We start from the raw sequence: 17,713 nt of genomic DNA, 5'->3' as shown, positions 1-17,713 counted from the left end.
GAATATTTTAACGCAGTTCAAGTTATAATTTGTGCATGATACGGCTATTAGCCTTCTTCATGAGCATAAACCTGGCACTCTCTCAGACAATTGTAGTTCCCATACCAGGTCAACCAAGGGAGCAAACGCCACAACCTATCCAGACACCACAATCCTCCAGCGGTGGTGGTGCGGGGCTAGGTTTGGTAGTGGGTTCAGTGGTGGGCGGTCTGATTCTGAGCCTTATCTTCTCAAAGGCTGTGCCTGCAAAGCCCGCTGAAGGTAAGGGTGGGAAAGACCAGAAAATGCCAGCCTTTGTTCCCTTTGAGTTTATAGTGGTTCACAGAGGGCTTCTGGAGGGGCTTGAGGTGATAGAAAGGGGAATTTTTGAAGATATAAACTTCTCCCTTGTGCGGTGGGAGAAGAGCCAGAGGGAGCTGGAGGAGAGCCTGAAGGATAGTGTGCTCTTTGTTCAGCCAAACTTTATATACGAGCTCTTTGGCGAAGCCACAGCCCAAGTAAGGTCTGGTGAGGGAAGAGAGGGCGGGCTGAAGGCTGGCGTATGCCTTCTGGATACGGGCGCAGACCAGAAGGCAGTGGGTGGATTTTTACTGAGGGTTGAAAACCATCTGAGAAGTCCATACGCTCCAGAAGACCACGGCACTGCCAGCGCCTACCTCATAGGTTCAGGGGGAGCGGGTGTTTACCTCCACAGGGTCTGCTCTGAGGGCAGGTGCACCTCCTTTGCCTTTGCGAAGGCTCTGGTGGAGTGCTTCAGAGAGGGAGTGAGGGTGATAAACACGCCCTTTGGCATGTATGGGGAGGACAGGCTGGCAGGACTGATAATTTCTGGAATATCAAGGGCTGGCTTCAGGGTGGTTGCGCCCGTAGGCAACGAGCCATCAAGGGTTCTACCCTTTCCCGCAAGGCATCCGGCAGTTGTAAAGGTGGCAGGAGACCCTTGCTTTCCAAGAGGGCTGTGTGAAAACTTTCCCAGAGAGCCCTACAGGGTAAAGGCTCTGGGAGTGGGTGGTATGGAAAGGCTCTTTGTGGGTACCTCTTTCTCAAGCGCCCTCCATGCGGTCAGGCTTGCCCTTGAACCTTCTGAGGACAAGCAGTAGGGCAACAAAGCCATACACCCACAGATACTGAGCAGAGCCAGTGCTGCAACCCCCACCCCCGCCAGAAGTTGTGAGAGTGCCACCAGAGGGTGGTGTCTGACCTCCAGAACCGGGGGAGACGCTCATGACCGCCTGTGCCTTTCCACAGCCAAAGAAGTTGTTAGGCACACTGCCCACTGCTGAGTCCCTCAGGGCGTTCTGACAGAGAAGCTCCTTCGCCTGTTCTGGGATAAGGCTCGGGTTTGCTTCCAGCATGAGGGCAACAAGCCCCGCCACTGCAGGTGTAGAGAAGGAGGTGCCCGCCTCATAGGCATAACCCCCCATTTCCTGCGGCACATATACCACATAACCCCCTGCGCTTATGTCTGGCTTTGTCCTTCCGTCCACGGTGGGACCCCTCGAAGAGAAAAAGGCAAGCATTCCAAGGCTGTTGAAGGCTGGAGAGCCACTACTGAGAGCCTTTGAGGTAAAGGCACCCACCGCTATAGCCCTCCTTGCGGTAGCCGGCTGGGCAACTGTGTAGAGGTATCCACCTTGTCCGTCAGAGACCGTGTAGGCTCCAAAGGAGTTGCCCTCAAAACCTCCAAAGAGGTCCACTCTTGAGGGACCACCTGAGGTGAGTGTGAGCTTGAGAGTATAGCTTCCAGAGCAGTTGTGGTCAAACTCCACATAGACCTTTCCATTGAGAGGATAACTCTGGTGGGTTATGGAGTTGACGCAGGACAGGTTAAGGGTCGGAGGACTGCCCCTCTGAGAGACTGCACACCTTCCAGAGCTGTCGCAGAGCTCCACCCGATAAGAAGAACTTCCTCCATACCAGACCTCAAAGGGTATGCCAGGGCTAAGGCTGACGGGAACGCTCACAAAAGTAGCCTCCTGAATGACCGCCCTTAAGGGCAGGTGTCCCTCGTTTCCTGCGGCAGCTACTACGATGGTTCCAGGACCAGAGTTCTGGTCTATGAAAAGGTCAAGGAGTGAGGTGCCGTCGGCAGGTCCAAGGGTATTGCCAAGGGATATGTTCACCACCATGGGCATACCAAGCTGTTGTCTTTTGCTTTTTATGTATTCAAGTGCCCTCATTACGGTGGCGTCGTCAATGGCGCCTATAGAACTAACAACTTTTACCGCCACTATGCTGGCCCCGGGTGCAATGCCGTTTTTGCCCGCCAGCACTCCAGCAACCGCAGTGCCGTGCCCCCCAAAGTCGTAGTCGCAGTCTCCAGACTGACGCCTCTGTCTTATGGCGTTCTGGTCCAGCTCCAGCCCAGAGGTTGCATCATAAAAAAGCACTATCCTGTCTTCAAACTCGGGATGGCACAGGTCTATACCCGTGTCCACTACTACCGCCAGCACACCCCTCCCCGTCCTGCCAGAGAGCCTCGCAGATGTGCCAAGCCAGTAAGAGTCTGGCAGAAGGCTTAAAGGATGGGTCTCACTCCAGAGCAAAAGCCTGCCATCGGAGGAGCTGGCGCTTATGTTAAGGCTTCCGTCAGAAAAACAGCTGAGGATATTGCCAGACTGGGAGCAGGGACCTGAAAAGCTCACCGATGCGTTTATGGTGGAAAAGCCTATGGTCTGTCCTGCCCTCACTGGAAGGCTGTAGCTTTTTGAGCCCCTGACCCATATGCCAATGGAGGAACTCCTGAGTATTTCATCCTTTAGCCATAGCCTCTTGGGCTTTTCTGTGTATACAAGCTGAGACTTGAGACTTTTCAGAGCCTGCTCTGAAACCACGCCCACCCTGCCATCGTGATAGAGAACCTTTAGCTCCCCTCCCAGAGCAAAGCTCAATAAAAAGAAAATCAAAAGCCACATGGTGGTTTAAAATTTTAACAGAGATGGTTGACATAGTAAAAAGCTACAGGCTCATTCCAGTTGAGGAAAATGACTCCCTTGTGAAAGTTCTTGCACCGAGGGGAGCAGACCCTCTCCTCTTTGAGGAGCTTCGTTTTTCTCTTGGAAAGGAGGTGGTGCCCCTTTTTGTGTCTGAGGAGGAGTTTTCCCAGAGGCTTCAGGAGGTGCTGGCTCAGGAAGAGGTGCGTATAGAGACCGAAGAGGGGCAGGAGCAGGAGGTCAGAGATATCCTCTACGAAGAGGAGACAAGCCCTGCAGTGAGCTTTGTAAACCAGACGCTCATCAGAGCAGTGAATGTCTCTGCGTCAGACGTTCATATAGAACCCTACGAAGGGCAGTCTGTGGTCCGGATAAGGCTTGATGGTGTGCTGCATGAATACACGCGCATACCCCTTTCCCTGCACGAGCAGGTGGTCTCCCGCATAAAGGTGCTGGCAAACCTGAATGTGGCAGAGAGAAGGGTGCCTCAGGATGGAAAGATTGCAGTAAGAGTTGGCAGGAGACACCTTGACATAAGGGTATCGGTTGTCCCCACCGTCTTTGGGGAGAGGGTGGTTCTCAGGCTTCTGGAAAAGGGTGGAAGGCTTCTCAGGCTTGAGGACCTGGGGCTCTGGGAGGAAGACCTCATAAGGCTCAGAAGGCTCTCTCAGAAGCCCTACGGCATAGTGCTTGCCACAGGTCCAACAGGTGCGGGCAAAAGCACCACCCTCTATGCCATGATACTGGAGATTAAAAGCCCCACCAGAAACATCATCACCATAGAAGACCCGCCCGAGTATCAGATAGAAGGGGTGAGCCAGATACAGGTAAACCCAAAAGTGGGTCTTACCTTTGCGGTGGGGCTAAGAGCCATCCTGCGTCAGGACCCGGATGTTATCATGGTGGGGGAGATAAGGGACGCAGAGACCGCAGAAATAGCGGTGCAGTCCGCCCTAACGGGGCACCTGGTGCTTTCCACCCTCCATACAAACGATGCACCCTCCGCCATAACAAGGCTCTTTGACCTTGGCATAGAGCCCTTTCTCATAGCTTCAGCCCTTGAGGGGGTTGTGGCTCAGAGGCTTGTAAGAAAGATATGTCCACACTGCAGAGAGGAATACAGACCCACTGAGGAAGAACTTCTGGAGCTGGGTCTTTCTGGGGAATTCACCTTTTACAGGGGTAGGGGCTGCGAGCACTGTATGGGAACGGGCTACAGGGGAAGGACGGGCATATACGAGGTGCTGGAGGTGGACGAGGAGATAAAGAGGGTTATACTAAAAATGCAGGATGCGGTGGAGCTCAGAAACTCTGCAAGAGCGGGTGGTTTTAAAAGTATGCTGGAGGATGGCATAAGGAAGGTGCTTGCAGGCATAACCACACCTGAAGAGGTGCTCAGGGCTGTAAGGGCAGAGGATTGATGTAGGGTTGAAGTGATGCTTAAAAAAGTTGTAACCGCAAAGGATGGAGAGAAGAGTTTAAGCATTGAATATAGCTCGCTTTCAAAAGAGTGGAGGACCTCTCAAAAGTCTGGAAGAGTTCTTTGTTGTGTGCCATCTGACAGGGTTTTCATAAAGGTTGAAAGTTATACTCAGGAAGATAAAAAGACAAAGCTCTCTGAACTTAAGAATTACGCAAGGGAAAAGTTTCCGGAAAGCAGACACGATATAAGACTCTCCGAGGGCAGGGCTTATCTTGCTCTCTGCAGAAGCTGTGAGGACTGTGAAGCCATTGAGCTTGAACCCTTTGCCCTTGCAAGACTTGGAAGTCTCTACGGCGACGAGATTTTTGTCATAGACTGGGGCAGGAGGAAGACGGTCTTTGTAGAACTTAGGGATAGTGTGCTTCAGTCCTTCAGGGTTGTGATGAGGGGTGGAGACTACATAAGCCGTAAGCTCTCAGAGGTCAGAGGTATATCCCATGAAGAAGGGGAAAGGCTCAAAAGGCTTGAAGGCATTACCCTCAGAGAGGTGGAAGAAGCAGTTAAGGAAATCCTTGAACTCTCTGGCTACAACTTTGAAGGCAAAAGGGTGCTTCTTACGGGTGGAGGCTCAAGGCTAAGGGGGCTGAGAGGTCTTTTCCCTGAGGCTCTGGAACTGAGGCATTGTGAGCCAGAATATGCAGTCTGTCTCGGAGCATGTCTAAGGGAAGTTTTAAAAAACTCATACCCGGACTTTGTCCAGAGGGAGCTGACACCCCAGGGCATGAAAAGACTGGCCTATGTGGGCGCAGGTATGGGTATAGCTTTTATGCTTAGCCTGTTTGCCATGCACAGGGTCTACTCGGTGGAGACCCTGAGAGATGCTCAGAGGACTGAGTTCAAAAAGCTATTTCCAAGAGAGCCCATAGTTTCCCTTCAGGAGCAGGTCCGGGCAAAGGTATCTACCGGTGAAGAATACAGGCTTACAAAGCTCTTCTCAAGGGCTCAGGAGAGTCTCAGACCGGGCATGAAGCTATACAGCTTTGAGTATGCGGATGGAAGGCTCACCATAAAAGGTGAGGCAGACAGGAATACCCTTGAGGGTCTTAAACTGCAGTCAATAAAGGAAACACCCACTGGAAAGGTAGAATTTGAGCTGAGAGTGCCATGAGTATGAGCAGGCTAAACCTCATATTCTTCTTGCTGACGCTTGTCCTGCTTGCCCTTCTCCTTGACCGCTACTACAGGCTAAGGGACGGCTACTATGCTGAGTATTTGAGGTATAAGGAGGTTATGCTACTTTTGAAAAACTACCAGACCCGTCAAAAGGCTAATATTGACGAAAACTTTGTCCGTCAGAAGCTATCAGAAGTGGGTGCAGACTTTGTTTCTTTCAAACAGGTGGATGTGGGCTATGAAGTAAAGGCGAGAAACCTGAGAGGTGAGAACTTGCCAAGGCTTGTGTATTCTCTGGAAAATTCGGGTGTGGAAATACTCAAGCTCAGGTCTGTGGACAACACTGGTCAGGGAATTTATGAGGTTGATATGACCATAAGATGACAGTTGTTCTTGCCCTCATACTTTTTATCAGCGCCAGCGTCCTTGTTCTTGACCTCTACAGCACAGTCAGGAGCACTCAGATTGCAGTCCAGCAGGTCTATGCACGCACTCAGGCTCTTTATGTCTTTAAATCTGCTCTGCCCCTTGCCCTCGCTATAATAAGGTCTGATGACCCTTCTGTGGACCATCTGCAGGAAAGATGGGCCTTCCCCATAAGCTTCAAAACGGAGAAGGGAGAGCTGACCATAAGCATCTACGACGAGGATAGGTTCATAAACCTCAACACCGCAGGCGAAAACCCAGAGCTTTTCAGGCATCTCTTTTCCTCCCTCAGAATTGACCCCCAGTATTTGGACAGGCTCCTTATATGGATTGGTAAGAAGGATGGTAGCTTTGACAGCCAGTATCCCATAAAGAGGGCACCCCTGAGTTCAAAGGAAGAGCTCCTTTATGTGGGCTTCAAGCCAGAAGACCTGCAGGGCAAGACAGTAGGAAACAGCTTCTACCCGGGGCTATGGAGCTTGACCACCACCTTCTCTTCTGGAAGGGTAAACGTAAACACCGCACCCCTTCAGGTCCTTACTGCCCTTGACCCTCGCATAGACCAGACCCTTGCAAGCAGGATAATGGAAAGAAGAGCTAAAGAGTCCTTCAAAAGACCAGAAGACCTGGTGCTCGTGGAAGGCTTTACCTTTGACATGCTTTACAGGATGAAAAACTACATAGATACAAAAAGCAGGTTTTTTCACATAGTTATGGACCTCAAAAGCGGTGGCTACAGCGTGAGCTTTTCTGCCATCTACGACAGGCAGGAGGGGAGGATTGTCTATAAAAGGGTCTACTGAGCTTTTACTTTATGGACTTCTTCTTATAAACCTGACCCTTCACAGGTTATACGGTTTCCCAAACCTGAGCACCGCCCTTCTTCTCCTTCCCCTTGCCTTTCTGCCCTCTGAAAGGTTTGGACTGAGGAGTAGGTGGAATGCAAGTCTTCTTTTACTGCCATTTCTGTATATTCTTTACCCTCAGGGTTTTTTCAGCCTTGCTCTTCAGGCTTTTGCAGAAGAGCTTTTCTTCAGAGCCTATCTTATGCAGAGGTTTTCAAACCTTGCAGTTTCAGTTCTTTTTGCCCTTCCACACATTATTCTCTACACAGACATCTGGTCAGTGCTTACCTTTTTCCCTTCACTCTTTTATGGATACGTATACCAGAAGACAAGATCTCTGGGCTTTGCATTCCTTCTTCACCTTGCCAGCAATGTGCTGTGGCTGAGCTTTTTAATCCCCTATGTGCACGGCGGTCACTGAATCCCAGCGGGATATGTGGAGCAGGAGCCATGGTATGAGCCTTTCTTCTATAAAGTCTTTCACCTCCCTCATGTCTCCTGAAGATTTCCAGCTGAGGTAGAGGGCTTTCAGGTCTTTTCTCATGCTGTCATGCTCTGCCTTGTGCATTGGATAGGCAAAAAACTCTGCCTCCTTCATCAAATCTTCCTCTGTAGAAAAGTGGTCTTCCACATCGTATAGGAGTATATCCATCAGTCTGTCCACTTCATCCCTCTTACCCTTCTCGCAGGCAGAATATAGCTCCCTTATTATCTCCAGCTCCTCCTCGTGAAGGGTGTTGAAGAGTTCATTGGCAACTTTTGGCAGGTCCTTAAGCTCAAGCATGGTCATACCTCCTGAGTTTTTAAGTAAATATATACTTAAATCTTCTGCGCTACCCTGATAAGGCTCATAACCGCTAAAATATTCCCATGACCTCAGAGGAAAAAGATTTGGTGCTGTCTTACCTTCCCCTAATCCAGCAGATAGCCTACCGAATTCACAGACACCTGCCAGCCTCAGTGGATGTGAGAGACCTTATAGGATATGGGGTGCTGGCTCTCGTGGAGGCTCTACCAAAGCTGGACAGGACAAAAAACCCGGCTGCCTACCTGAAGTTGCGCATAAAGGGGGCCATGTATGATTATCTGAGGAGTCTTGACTTTGTCAGCAGAAGTCTCAGGTCAAAGGAAAAGGCAATAAGAGAGGCAATGGAGAAGCTAAGTATGGAAAAGGGCGGTGAGGTGAGCGACGAGGACCTGGCACAGTATCTTGGCGAAAGTCCAGCAAAATTGAAGGAAGACCTGCAGGCTATAAGCTTTTCATACCTTCTGAGCCTTGACGAGATCTTTCAGGAGGGCAGAAGCTATGAGGAGCTCTTTGAAAGCAAGGAGGAGGGGCCTGAGGAGGCTGTTATAAAAAGAGACATGAGGGAGAGGTTGCTCAGGGCTGTTGAAAGCCTTGATGAAAGAGAAAAACTGGTGCTCCAGCTTCTCTACTATGAAGAACTGCCAGTGAAAGAGGTGGCAGGGTTGCTGGGAATATCTATGGCAAGGGTCTCTCAGATAAAGGCTGGTGCCATTGAAAAGCTCAAGAAGTATTTAACCTCTGCTGGATAAGCTCAAGTAGCTTCTCATAAGTGTATCTCAGCTCATAGGCCATGCTCACCAGCTTTGAGTCTCTTGAGGCCTCTGCCCTTTTTACAAGAGGTATAACAACTCTGCTCAGCTGGTCTGAATACTCCTCAAAGTCAGCTTTCATCTCTTCCTCTGTAAGGTCATCAATGCTTACAGAATATGTCCTGTAGAGCATCTTTGCAGATAAGAGAGTGTGTTCAAGCTCTTTCTGCAGGTCACCTCTGTCAAGCCCGGCCTTTGTAAGGTCAGCCATCAGGGTTCCACCACCACGCAGTGATGAATTTTAAGGTATTTTTCCCTAAGCTTCTGCACATCTTCAAAGCGAACAGCCTTTATCCTTTCTGGATACTCTTCATCCGCTTTCCAGCCAAAGCCCATCACCTCAAAAAATCCCAGATACCAGGCCTGCCTTGCCCTTGTCTGATGAGCCAATAAAAAGTCGCCGATTATCTTATTTTTTGCCAGTTCCACGTCTTCGGGCTTAATGTCCGCCTTTTTGACCACTTCCACCATGTCTCTCAGAGCGTCCTCTCTTTTTTCCGGGGATGTGCCTATGTAGGCTATGAGCCTTGGGGAGGCAAGGCGAGTGGGATAGGTAGAGTAAACAGCATAGGCGTAGCCCCTTTTCTCCCTGAGCTCTTTAAAGAGCTTTGAAGTCATTCCATCTCCAAGAACAGAGTCCAGCACCTTAAAGGCGAAGTATTCTTCACCCCTGAACTCAGGTGCATCAAAGGCACAGAAAACGGTTGCCTGAGAGCCCGGTCTTTTTACCCTCTCAAGAAGGTCTTCCTTCATAGGCACATCTGTAGGGTTTATCCAGTAAGCGCCCTCAGGAATTGCAGAAAAGACCTCCTTCAGAAGAGGCAGGACCTCCTCCCCTTTGAAATCTCCCACAAGGGCTACCACCATATTTCTGGACTTAAGAACCTCATGCCACCTTTTTATCACATCCTCCCTGCTTATGGCTTTGATATCCTCTTCCAGTCCAAGCGGAACCACCTGATAGTTTGAGCCCCTGTAGGTTAGCCTTCTGAGGGCATCCATGGCAAGCTCATGCCCCCTTTCTCTTCTTGACTTTATTGCCTGAAGGGCATTCTGCCTTTCTCTCTCAAGGTCCTCCTGAGAAAAGAGGGGCTCAAGAAGCATGCTTTTTATAACCTTCAGACCCTTTTCCAGACCATCCACCTTTGTGGAAAAGCCTATCTCCACATAGTCATCCCCCGTGGAGGCATATATGCTCCCTCCATAGTCTTCAAAGGCACTGGCGACTTGGTAAGCGTCATAGCTTTTTGTGCCCTTTGTAAGAAGGGTGGCAGTCAGATTTGTAAGACCCCTCTTATACTCTCCGTGAGTTCCCGACTTTATGAAGATAACTCCAGACACTATACCCCTACCCTTTGTCTCCTTAATTATGAGTTTTACTCCGTTCTCAAGAGTGTATTCCTGCACCTTTGCACCTCCAGAGGAAAAGCTGAAAAGCAAAAGCAAGAGTATTATAAACCTCATCTTTCTGGCACCATGATAACTTCGCTATAGGGCTTGCTGAGGATATACTTTTCCAGAACCCTCAGCACATCCTCTCTTCGCACGCTTCTTATGTTGTTCTCAAAATAAAGGTAGTAGTCAAGAAGACCAACCACAGTGAGGGAGTAGCCTATGTAGAAGGCGTCTCTTTCAACCCTTTCAAGGGCAAAGGCTTCAGAGTTTATTACCCTCTCTTTTGCCTTCTGGAGCTCTTCCTCTGTTAACCTTTCCTTCAAAGAGTTCATCAAATCAAACACCTTTGACTTGACTTCCTCAAGCCTATTCTGGTCAAGAGTTGCAGATACAAAGAAGATATTATCCCTTGGTCTTCCAAAGTCTCCGGTGGATATGCTGTATACAAGTCCCTTCTCTCTCAGCTCCCTGTAAAGTAAGGATGTCCTGCCGTTGCCCAGTATCTGGTCAAGCACCACAAGGGCATAGTATTCCTTTGTGCCTATGGCAGGCACTCTCCAGCCTATGAGCCAGTAGGTTTTTTCAACCCTTCTGTCTTTTATGGTTTTGCTTCTGCTTTCTAACTGTTCTGGCTCAGGGATTAGCTCAACGCGTGGCACGGGCTTTCCCTCCTCCTTCCCGAAGGTTTTGAGCACCTCCTGATAGACCTCCTCCGGCTCCACATCCCCAACCACCACCACATACATGTTCCTTGGCTGGTAGAAGTTTCTGTAAAAGTCAAGGAGCATATCCCTTGTAAACTTCTGAATGGTTTCTTCGTAGCCTATTATGGGATGGCGATAGGGTGAGACCTTGTAAAGTAGCTTTTCAAATTCTTCCCAGAGGACCGTTGTGGGGTTGTCTTTGCCGCGCCTGAGCTCTTCTATGACTATAGGCTTTTCCTTTTCTACCATGTCCTCAAGTAATAGGGGCTTCTGGGTAAGCTGATAAAGCACATCCAGTGCCTGCCTCCAGTAGGGCTTGGCTATGGTTATATGGTAGAAGGTGTATTCCTTTGATGTGCCGGCGTTCAGATTACCACCAAGACTTTCCACCATGTAGTCTATCTGACCATAAGGATACTTTTCTGAGCCGTTAAAGAGCATATGCTCAAGAAAGTGAGCCATGCCTTTTTGCTGATAGTCCTCGTATACAGAGCCTACCCTGAACCACACATGGAGGGCTACCGCTTCTGTATCATCCCTGCGGTTTACGATTAGCTTTGCACCGTTAGGTAGTTTATAGGTTTTGAGTTCTCCGGCAAAAACTGCTGTAGCCATAAAAAACACCTCCAGAAATATTAAAAATAGTTTCATTGCCCCTTTCTCAGGTTTCTGGTCATGGCTTCTTCATAGGTGTAGGGACACTCTTTGCGAATGTGGAAGTCCTCTGGGTTATAGCCATTGTCTTCGAGCCAGTTTTCTATCTTCCTTCTTGCGGAGCCCCATGCCAGCTCAATCCCCAGCGGTAGTTTCTTCTTCAAACTGGGTGCCATGTCAAAGGCGTCAAGTATTTTGCTTCTTGCTGACCTTATACTCTTGAGCCATCCTATACCACCAGTCTCTCCACCAATAAGGCTCCTGAAATGGTCCCACTTATACATGTGATCCAGTATTCTTGCCAGCTGGCTTATACAGGTTTTCAGGTCAGAGCGTGCCATATCTTCTATCTCCTCCAGCAGGTTCTCCCAGTCCACGAGCTCGTAGAGCCTTTCTCTCAGAAGTTCATAGTTTATCTGCGCCCACAGGGGGAAGTCCTTTTCGTAGAGTTCTCTTAACTCTTCTTTGCTCAGGGTTTTCATGAGCTTATAACCTCGCCTATGTTTCTATTCATTGCCATATCGTAGGTATAGGGGCACTTCTCTGGAATGCGGAATTTTTCAGGGTCGTAGTCATTGTTTCTGAGCCACACTCTCAGGTTTTTTCTGGCACGCCTCCACGCCCTTTCTATCTCCTGAGGTATTTTCTTCTTCAGGCTTGGGTATTCTTCCAGAATGGTTTCAATCTCATCTCTTGCATTTTCCACGCTTTTTATCCATCCCTTTCCTGCAGTCTGTCCACCTGCCAGCTCTCTAAAATGGTCCCATTTATACATATGCTCAAGAATTCTTGCCAGCTGACTTATGCAACTATCAAGGTGCTTCTGAGCCATGTCCTCTATCTCCTCCAGCAGGTTCTCCCAGTCCACGAGCTCAAAGGCTTTTTCCTTCAGAAGTTCAAGGTTTATCTGAGCCCACAGGGGGAAGTCCTTTTCGTAGAGTTCTCTTAACTCTTCTTTGCTTATGGTCTTCATAGCTTTTTAATATATGACCTTCAGCCTTGCAGAGCCACCGCTTTTTTCCACCTCAATACGCTGCGAGAACTTCTCCGCTATGTCCTCCACATGGGTTATTATGCCTACAAGCCTGTCTGTGGACTGCCTTATGAGGTCAAAAAACTCCGATAGGGACTCTCTCGTTTCCCTGTCAAGAGAGCCAAAGCCCTCGTCGATGAAAAGACTTTCAAGGGGTGCATTCTGGGAAAGTATGTCCGCAACCGCAAAGGCAAGGGAAAGGCTTGCAAGGAATGTCTCACCACCACTCAGGCTTGACACTATTCTATGATGGTCGGTGGTGTGGTCGTAAACATGAAGGTCTCCATCAAGCAGGTCAAAGGTAAACTGTCCGGCTGTAAACTTGAAAAGGTAGTAGCTTGCCCTTTCTGTGATTCTTCTCAGCATGAGCTGGCTTACAAACTCAGGAAACTGATTGTCTGCAAGGTCATTCTTTAGCCTCTCATACAGGCTTACCTGCCACTGGAGCTCGGTCAGGACCTTTTCGAGCTCTTCCCTCTCAAGGAGTTCCCTCTTGAGCTTCTCTATCTCACCCTGAAGGCTTCCGTATGTTTCCCTGTTCTGATATAGCTCTGAGCTCAGCTCTCTGAGCCTTTCTTCCACATAGTGGGTTTCGGGAAGGTGTTTGAGGGCTTCAAGTCTCTTTTCTAGGCTCTCAAGCCTGCTCTGGAGATTGTGTCTCTCCTTCTCGTAGTCCTCTATATGCTTCTGAATTGCCCTTATCTCCTCCTGACTGAGGGCGCATTTTATTGCCTCTTCAAGGCTTCCGAACCTCTCCTGAAGCTGGTAGAGCTCAACGGATAAGCTTGCCCTCTGCTTCTGAAGTGAGGATATGAACTTCTCCATGTTCTGTATGTCTGAGACAAGCCTTGCCTCTTCCGCTCTTACTTTCTGCAGGTATGATACTGTATTCTGGTATTCCTTCTGCACCTCCCTGACCTTTTTTTCAAGCTCCTCCATCTTCCTCTTCAGTCTCTGGGCTAAAAGCTCAGAGGGTTTTTCCCCTGTTATTTTTACCACCTCCTCCTCTATCTTTATGAGCTTTTCTTCTACAGAAGCCTTCTGAGACTGGAGTCCTCTGACCTTTTCATTGAGTTCTGCAAGCCCTTTTTCCACCTCTGATAGTTCTTTCTGTATCTCCTCCAGCTTCTGCATGAACTTTCTTTCCTTCTCTCTAAGGGACCTGAGCTCCGCATACTCCTTTTCAACTCTCTGAACCTCCTCAAGCACAGCCTCAACATCTCCACCCAGCGAGGTAAGTATGGACTGCTCTTCCTCCTCAAGCCTTTTAAGAAGAGTCAAACTCGCAGAGACCTTTTCCCTGAGCTCTGCCTCCTGAGACCTGAGCAGGTCAATTTGCTTTGAAAGCTCTCCGTGTCTTTTTCTGAGAATGTTAAGCTCTTGCTCCTTTTTCTGGACAGTTTTCCTTTTTTCCTGCATTTCTTTCAGGCTCTTCTGCACTTCAGAAAGCCTCTTTTCAATTTCTTCCTCGGAAAGTCCACCCAAGAGGCCTGAAAGCTCTTCCTCCTTCCTTTCAAGGAAGGATATGTTGGCATGGGCTTCTGAAAGCTCTTTCTTTAGCCTCTCCCTTTCCTCCTCAAGCTCTTTCAGTCTATGCAAAATCTCCTGCAGGTCCTCCTCAGATTTCTCAGATACAAGATGTCCAACGGTTCCACCACATACGGGACATGTATCTCCCTCTCTGAGACCTGCCCTTATCTCAAGTGCGTAGACATCAAGCCTCTTCTCCTGAAGCTTTTCCCTCTCACTTTCTAAGAGTCTCAGGCCCTCCTCCAGCTCCAGCACCCTGCTCTGATAGAGCTTTTTCTTATTCCTGAAGTCCCTGAGCTCTACAGCCCTTGCATGCAGGTCTCTCAGCCTTGCCTCCTCCTGAAGAAGTTCTCCTTCCACACTCAGAGATAGCCTGAGGGCCTCCAGCTCCCTTTCAAACTCCTCTATCTCTTCCGTCAGACTGTTCTGCTCATCCAGTTTTGCTCTGAGTTCTTCCCTTTTTTTATCAAGCTCTTTCTGCAGGATGCCCTTTTCCTCTCTTAGCCTGTCCTCCTCTTCTTTCATCTCCTCAAGTTTCCTGATTTTCCCCCTGAGCTCCTCCACTCTTATCATTCCATCCTCCACGCCCTTTTCTTCAAGGGCTCTGATGGCTTCACTGACCTGTCTTGTAATGTCAAGCCCCTTTGAAAACCTCTCTCTTAGCTCCTTTTCCTTCTCACTTCGCTTAGCCATCTCCCTCTCCACTGTGCCTATTTCTTCCTCCAAGCTGTCTCTTTCCCTCCTGAGGCTTGCATATTGCTGAAGGATTTGAAGAAGACTGCCAAGTTCAAGCCTTTTTTTGTTATAATCTTCAAGGCTTTCAAACTCCTCACGTATCCTCCTGAACTCCTCTTCCACCATCTGTCTTTCATCTGAGCACTTCTTCAGGTCAAGTTCTCTGCCCTGTTTTTCCCTCAAGAGCCTTTCTTCTTCCTTCAAAAGCCTTTCGTAGTGCTCTATCTTTGGCAGGTGGGGCAGTATCTCAAGGGCACGCTCAAGGGTCTGCCTTTTTCCCTGTATGGTCTCTTCCTCAGAGATGAGTTCGCCGAGCTTTTCCTGCACCTCCTCCTTTTCCCTGAGCAGGCCGTCCCTCTCTCTGCAGAGGGAAAGGGTTTTTTCAAGTTCAGACTTTTCCCTAAGGAGCCTTTCATACTCCTTCTCAAGCCTGCGGACCTCCGCTTCCTTTCGGGCAACTTCTTCAGGGCTTATGTGTGAAAGCTGTTCAAGCCTCAGCTGCAGAGCCTGAAGCCTGCTCATAAGACCTCTATACTCCTCTCCCACAAGCTCTTTTAAAGCGGAAAATAGCCCAGAAAAGCCTAAAAGTGAGTTGAGTATCTCCCTTCTTTCCCTCTGCTCCTGAGGCTTTAGAAATCTGTCAAACTGGTTCTGTGGAAGGAGAATCACCTTTGTAAAGGTATTGTAGTCAAGTCTGAGGATATCCTTTATGTGCCTCCTTAGCTCCTCTTCCTTGAAGGGTTTTGGCTTTCCCTCCTCGTAGAACCTGAAGTCCGACTGAGCCCTTTTCTTCCCCGCTTCGTATTCTCTTTCTACCCTGTATCTCCTGCCCCTCACAGAAAACTCCAGAGCCACACGCATAAAATTCTGACCTCTTGAAATCAGATGCCTGTGGGCTTTCTCACCTCCATATCTGGGCACAGTTCCGTAGAGGGCGTAGCATAGGGCATCTATGAGGCTTGTCTTTCCTGCCCCAGTCCTTCCCTTTATAACGAAGAAATTCAGGGGTGAAAAGTCCAGGCTGTGCTTTCCTCTGTAAACGGTAAAGTTTTCAATTTCAAGCCTTATGGGTCTCATGACTGGCCCTGACTATAAGGTCTTGAAGTAGAGACTTCAAGCTCTCAGCTGGCTCTACCCTGTATTTGCCCCTGTGGAACTCCTCATAAAGGCTCATGAGGTCAAGCTTTTCATCCAGACTTTCCCTGCTTTCAGAGGTGCCCACTGGCTCCATCTCAAGCCTTGCGAGCTTATCCCCGAGGATTCTGTTTATGTAATCTTTCTTTAGCTGAAAGGAGGGGTCCCCCATCCTGACCTCCATCTGCACCTTTACCAGCACATCCCTTAGAGCTATAGGTTCGAGCACGCCCTCTATGCTCTCTCCCTCCCTGAGCCTTATCTCCACCAGCTGTCTTTTTAGGTCAAGCCTTACAGGCTCCACTCTTGCCATTCCATCCTCAAGCACCACCAGGTTCACAAACTTATCCATCCCCTTCTCTGAAAAGTCTATCTGGTATAGACTGCCAGAGTAGTAAACCTTTGGTGCTGTTCCTTCTATCCTCTGGTTTCTGTGCACATGTCCCAGAGCCACATACTGAAAGGTATCAGGGATGGATTCCGCTTTTACCGCATAGTAGGGGCTGACGCTTGAGTAGAGTTCACTACCTGCTATCTGAGCCCTGTCCACCATCAGGTGGGCCATGAGTATCCTGTATGGTGCATCCTCCAGCTCCCTGGCAAGAGCTTTCATGTATAGCTGCACCTTTTCTGCGTAGCTCCTCCTCTTTTCTTCATCAAGGTGGGTTATAACACGCTCATCCGGATATGGAAGGCAGGCAACTTTTAGCTCATGGTAATGGAATATGGCTTCTTCAGGCTTTTTTGAAGGTCTGTCAAAAACATGAATGTTTGCAAGCCTTCTCAGATTCCTGTATATCCTCATAAAATCATAGCTGTCATGGTTCCCTGCTATGAGAAGTATATGTGTTCCAAGGGTGTTTATCTCAGTGAGAAAGTCCATGATTAATTCCTGAGATTCAAAGTCGGGGTTCCTCTTATCAAATATGTCCCCGGCTATCAGGAGTATATCTACTCTGTTATCTCTGCATATGTGCTTCACCTGCTCAAGGGCATAGAGGAGGTCTTCGTTCCTGCCTATCCTGTCGTAAAGCTTTTTACCTGCATGAAGGTCTGCAATGTGAAGAAGCCTCATGGTAGGACACCCGCCCCCGCCAGTATGGTTCTTAACCTTTCAAACACTGGGTTGAAGGGCTCCTCCCTTTCAAGCCTTCTGTAAAGGGTCAGCATCTCATCAATTATAAGCTCAACAGCCTCCTCCGGGCTGTCGCACAGAGATATGAGGCCTATGTCTCCCTGGTCAATGGTGCCATAAGAAACCATTGTGTTTTTCATAAAGTCCAGAAGGGGCTTCCAGTATTCAGAGCCAAAGAGGATTATGGGGAATCTCGGGCTTTTGCCTGTCTGTATGAGCGTCAGGGCTTCGAAAAGCTCATCCAGGGTGCCAAAGCCTCCAGGGAATATGAGATAGGCGGTGGAGTATCTGAGAAGCATCACCTTCCGGACAAAGAAGTAATCAAAGTTCAGGGAAAGGTTCTGATAGGGGTTGGGCACCTGCTCTGTGGGTATCTGGATATTCAGACCAACAGAAAGCGTTCCTGCATCTTTCCCACCTCTGTTGGCGGCCTCCATTATGCCTGGACCGCCACCGGTAACTATGTGAAAGCCAAGACTTCCAAGCATGAAGGCAGTCCTGTAAGCCTTCTTATAGTAGGGGTCTGTTTCAGGGAGCCTTGAGCTTCCAAAGAAGGTTATGGCTGGTCCCACAGAAGACAGCCCATCAAAACCTTGGACAAACTCGCTCATTATCTTGAGCACTCGCCAAGTATCACCCTGTTTTATCTTGAGCTCTTCTATGAGCCTTATCTCTTCACTGTTCATTCAGGTCTTTTACCATACCCTCCAGCTTGAGCATATCCCCCTCCTGAGGCTGGTTAACATTGCTGGCATACCTTGGGCGCTTGTAGCTGGCTGTGGTCCTTTTACCCTTCTTCTTTGCCTTTATGCTTTTCCCTTCCTTCTTAGCCTTTCCCTGCACAGTCTGCTTCTTTGGCTGCGTGCCTGCAAAGGAAAGGTCTGTGGGCACGGAAAGGCTAAGGACTGAAAGAATAGAAGCAAAAATTAATATTTTCCTCATAACAACCCTCCTTTGCCCCAGAGGGGCAGGTAAA

The 17,713-nt window shown here is 48.9% G+C and carries 18 protein-coding genes; 7 read left to right on the top strand and 11 right to left on the bottom strand.

What is annotated here, in order from left to right:
- Positions 1–59 precede the first annotated feature (59 nt).
- Complete coding sequence (locus ACKRDP_RS05720) at positions 60–1,100, top strand: S8/S53 family peptidase (RefSeq protein ID WP_409153813.1); 1,041 nt, start codon at positions 60–62, stop codon at positions 1,098–1,100.
- Here ACKRDP_RS05720 and ACKRDP_RS05715 read toward each other — a convergent pair.
- On the bottom strand, positions 1,044–2,915 hold the full coding sequence (locus ACKRDP_RS05715; protein WP_409153812.1) for a S8 family serine peptidase: 1,872 nt from the start codon (positions 2,913–2,915) through the stop codon (positions 1,044–1,046). The two genes, ACKRDP_RS05720 and ACKRDP_RS05715, sit on opposite strands and share 57 nt — an antisense overlap.
- 23 nt (positions 2,916–2,938) lie before the next feature.
- On the opposite strand from ACKRDP_RS05715, the gene ACKRDP_RS05710 reads away from it, so the two are divergent.
- The 5 genes from ACKRDP_RS05710 to ACKRDP_RS05690 are packed head-to-tail and all read left to right on the top strand — an operon-like array spanning position 2,939 to position 7,221.
- The gene (locus tag ACKRDP_RS05710) at positions 2,939–4,354 is read left to right on the top strand and encodes a GspE/PulE family protein (protein WP_409153811.1); all 1,416 of its coding nucleotides are present in this window, start codon (positions 2,939–2,941) and stop codon (positions 4,352–4,354) included.
- Positions 4,355–4,369: 15 nt separating this feature from the next.
- On the top strand, positions 4,370–5,524 hold the full coding sequence (locus ACKRDP_RS05705; protein WP_409153810.1) for a hypothetical protein: 1,155 nt from the start codon (positions 4,370–4,372) through the stop codon (positions 5,522–5,524).
- A gap of 2 nt (positions 5,525–5,526) precedes the next feature.
- A complete protein-coding gene (locus tag ACKRDP_RS05700; protein ID WP_409153809.1) occupies positions 5,527–5,913 on the top strand; it encodes a hypothetical protein in 387 nt (128 codons plus the stop codon).
- Positions 5,910–6,758: a type II secretion system minor pseudopilin gene (locus ACKRDP_RS05695; RefSeq protein ID WP_409153808.1), complete on the top strand. Its 849-nt coding sequence runs from the start codon at positions 5,910–5,912 to the stop codon at positions 6,756–6,758. Before ACKRDP_RS05700 ends, ACKRDP_RS05695 begins: the two co-directional genes overlap by 4 nt.
- Positions 6,736–7,221 (top strand): JDVT-CTERM system glutamic-type intramembrane protease, encoded by a 486-nt coding sequence (locus ACKRDP_RS05690; RefSeq protein WP_409153807.1) that lies wholly within the window; start codon positions 6,736–6,738, stop codon positions 7,219–7,221. Before ACKRDP_RS05695 ends, ACKRDP_RS05690 begins: the two co-directional genes overlap by 23 nt.
- Here ACKRDP_RS05690 and ACKRDP_RS05685 read toward each other — a convergent pair.
- Positions 7,192–7,584 carry a bacteriohemerythrin gene (locus ACKRDP_RS05685; protein WP_409153806.1) on the bottom strand — a complete coding sequence of 131 codons (393 nt, stop codon included), beginning with the start codon at positions 7,582–7,584 and terminating at the stop codon, positions 7,192–7,194. The two genes, ACKRDP_RS05690 and ACKRDP_RS05685, sit on opposite strands and share 30 nt — an antisense overlap.
- Positions 7,585–7,670: 86 nt before the next feature.
- Between ACKRDP_RS05685 and ACKRDP_RS05680 the strand changes: the two genes are divergently transcribed.
- Positions 7,671–8,357 carry a sigma-70 family RNA polymerase sigma factor gene (locus tag ACKRDP_RS05680; RefSeq protein ID WP_409153805.1) on the top strand — a complete coding sequence of 229 codons (687 nt, stop codon included), beginning with the start codon at positions 7,671–7,673 and terminating at the stop codon, positions 8,355–8,357.
- On the opposite strand, the gene ACKRDP_RS05675 is transcribed toward ACKRDP_RS05680, so the two are convergent.
- The 9 genes from ACKRDP_RS05675 to ACKRDP_RS05635 are packed head-to-tail and all read right to left on the bottom strand — an operon-like array spanning position 8,329 to position 17,679.
- Entirely contained in the window at positions 8,329–8,628 is a 300-nt protein-coding gene (locus ACKRDP_RS05675) for a hypothetical protein (RefSeq protein ID WP_409153804.1), read from the bottom strand. The two genes, ACKRDP_RS05680 and ACKRDP_RS05675, sit on opposite strands and share 29 nt — an antisense overlap.
- Entirely contained in the window at positions 8,628–9,881 is a 1,254-nt protein-coding gene (locus ACKRDP_RS05670; RefSeq protein ID WP_409153803.1) for a M16 family metallopeptidase, read from the bottom strand. Before ACKRDP_RS05670 ends, ACKRDP_RS05675 begins: the two co-directional genes overlap by 1 nt.
- Complete coding sequence (locus tag ACKRDP_RS05665) at positions 9,878–11,131, bottom strand: M16 family metallopeptidase (RefSeq protein ID WP_409153802.1); 1,254 nt, start codon at positions 11,129–11,131, stop codon at positions 9,878–9,880. The genes ACKRDP_RS05670 and ACKRDP_RS05665 overlap by 4 nt, the downstream gene beginning before the upstream one ends.
- A gap of 32 nt (positions 11,132–11,163) precedes the next feature.
- Positions 11,164–11,652: a DUF29 domain-containing protein gene (locus tag ACKRDP_RS05660; protein ID WP_409153801.1), complete on the bottom strand. Its 489-nt coding sequence runs from the start codon at positions 11,650–11,652 to the stop codon at positions 11,164–11,166.
- Positions 11,649–12,143 (bottom strand): DUF29 domain-containing protein, encoded by a 495-nt coding sequence (locus tag ACKRDP_RS05655; protein ID WP_409153800.1) that lies wholly within the window; start codon positions 12,141–12,143, stop codon positions 11,649–11,651. Before ACKRDP_RS05655 ends, ACKRDP_RS05660 begins: the two co-directional genes overlap by 4 nt.
- A gap of 6 nt (positions 12,144–12,149) precedes the next feature.
- Positions 12,150–15,545, bottom strand: a complete 3,396-nt coding sequence (locus ACKRDP_RS05650; protein WP_409153799.1) for an SbcC/MukB-like Walker B domain-containing protein — start codon at positions 15,543–15,545, stop codon at positions 12,150–12,152.
- Positions 15,526–16,677: a metallophosphoesterase family protein gene (locus tag ACKRDP_RS05645; protein WP_409153798.1), complete on the bottom strand. Its 1,152-nt coding sequence runs from the start codon at positions 16,675–16,677 to the stop codon at positions 15,526–15,528. The genes ACKRDP_RS05650 and ACKRDP_RS05645 overlap by 20 nt, the downstream gene beginning before the upstream one ends.
- Positions 16,674–17,423, bottom strand: coding sequence for an LOG family protein (locus ACKRDP_RS05640; protein WP_409153797.1), 750 nt, complete (start codon positions 17,421–17,423; stop codon positions 16,674–16,676). The genes ACKRDP_RS05645 and ACKRDP_RS05640 overlap by 4 nt, the downstream gene beginning before the upstream one ends.
- Complete coding sequence (locus tag ACKRDP_RS05635) at positions 17,413–17,679, bottom strand: hypothetical protein (RefSeq protein WP_409153796.1); 267 nt, start codon at positions 17,677–17,679, stop codon at positions 17,413–17,415. The genes ACKRDP_RS05640 and ACKRDP_RS05635 overlap by 11 nt, the downstream gene beginning before the upstream one ends.
- Between the last annotated feature and the right edge of the window lie 34 nt (positions 17,680–17,713).

The sequence above is a fragment of the Pampinifervens navoyensis genome (assembly GCF_046159715.1).
Lineage (GTDB): Bacteria > Aquificota > Aquificia > Aquificales > Aquificaceae > Pampinifervens.
Note: the sequence above shows the minus strand (reverse complement) of the source record. Positions and strands in the feature narration are given on the sequence as shown.

Bases quoted from the DNA above. Each gene is read 5' to 3' on its own strand.
- ACKRDP_RS05705 (WP_409153810.1), top strand. From the start codon at position 4,370: ATGCTTAAAAAAGTTGTAACCGCAAAGGATGGAGAGAAGAGTTTAAGC.
- ACKRDP_RS05675 (WP_409153804.1), bottom strand. From the start codon at position 8,628: ATGGCTGACCTTACAAAGGCCGGGCTTGACAGAGGTGACCTGCAGAAA.
- ACKRDP_RS05685 (WP_409153806.1), bottom strand. From the start codon at position 7,584: ATGCTTGAGCTTAAGGACCTGCCAAAAGTTGCCAATGAACTCTTCAAC.
- ACKRDP_RS05710 (WP_409153811.1), top strand. From the start codon at position 2,939: ATGGTTGACATAGTAAAAAGCTACAGGCTCATTCCAGTTGAGGAAAAT.
- ACKRDP_RS05655 (WP_409153800.1), bottom strand. From the start codon at position 12,143: ATGAAGACCATAAGCAAAGAAGAGTTAAGAGAACTCTACGAAAAGGAC.
- ACKRDP_RS05720 (WP_409153813.1), top strand. From the start codon at position 60: ATGAGCATAAACCTGGCACTCTCTCAGACAATTGTAGTTCCCATACCA.
- ACKRDP_RS05660 (WP_409153801.1), bottom strand. From the start codon at position 11,652: ATGAAAACCCTGAGCAAAGAAGAGTTAAGAGAACTCTACGAAAAGGAC.
- ACKRDP_RS05640 (WP_409153797.1), bottom strand. From the start codon at position 17,423: ATGAACAGTGAAGAGATAAGGCTCATAGAAGAGCTCAAGATAAAACAG.
- ACKRDP_RS05695 (WP_409153808.1), top strand. From the start codon at position 5,910: ATGACAGTTGTTCTTGCCCTCATACTTTTTATCAGCGCCAGCGTCCTT.
- ACKRDP_RS05715 (WP_409153812.1), bottom strand. From the start codon at position 2,915: ATGTGGCTTTTGATTTTCTTTTTATTGAGCTTTGCTCTGGGAGGGGAG.
- ACKRDP_RS05645 (WP_409153798.1), bottom strand. From the start codon at position 16,677: ATGAGGCTTCTTCACATTGCAGACCTTCATGCAGGTAAAAAGCTTTAC.
- ACKRDP_RS05680 (WP_409153805.1), top strand. From the start codon at position 7,671: ATGACCTCAGAGGAAAAAGATTTGGTGCTGTCTTACCTTCCCCTAATC.
- ACKRDP_RS05665 (WP_409153802.1), bottom strand. From the start codon at position 11,131: ATGGCTACAGCAGTTTTTGCCGGAGAACTCAAAACCTATAAACTACCT.
- ACKRDP_RS05670 (WP_409153803.1), bottom strand. From the start codon at position 9,881: ATGAGGTTTATAATACTCTTGCTTTTGCTTTTCAGCTTTTCCTCTGGA.
- ACKRDP_RS05635 (WP_409153796.1), bottom strand. From the start codon at position 17,679: ATGAGGAAAATATTAATTTTTGCTTCTATTCTTTCAGTCCTTAGCCTT.
- ACKRDP_RS05650 (WP_409153799.1), bottom strand. From the start codon at position 15,545: ATGAGACCCATAAGGCTTGAAATTGAAAACTTTACCGTTTACAGAGGA.
- ACKRDP_RS05700 (WP_409153809.1), top strand. From the start codon at position 5,527: ATGAGCAGGCTAAACCTCATATTCTTCTTGCTGACGCTTGTCCTGCTT.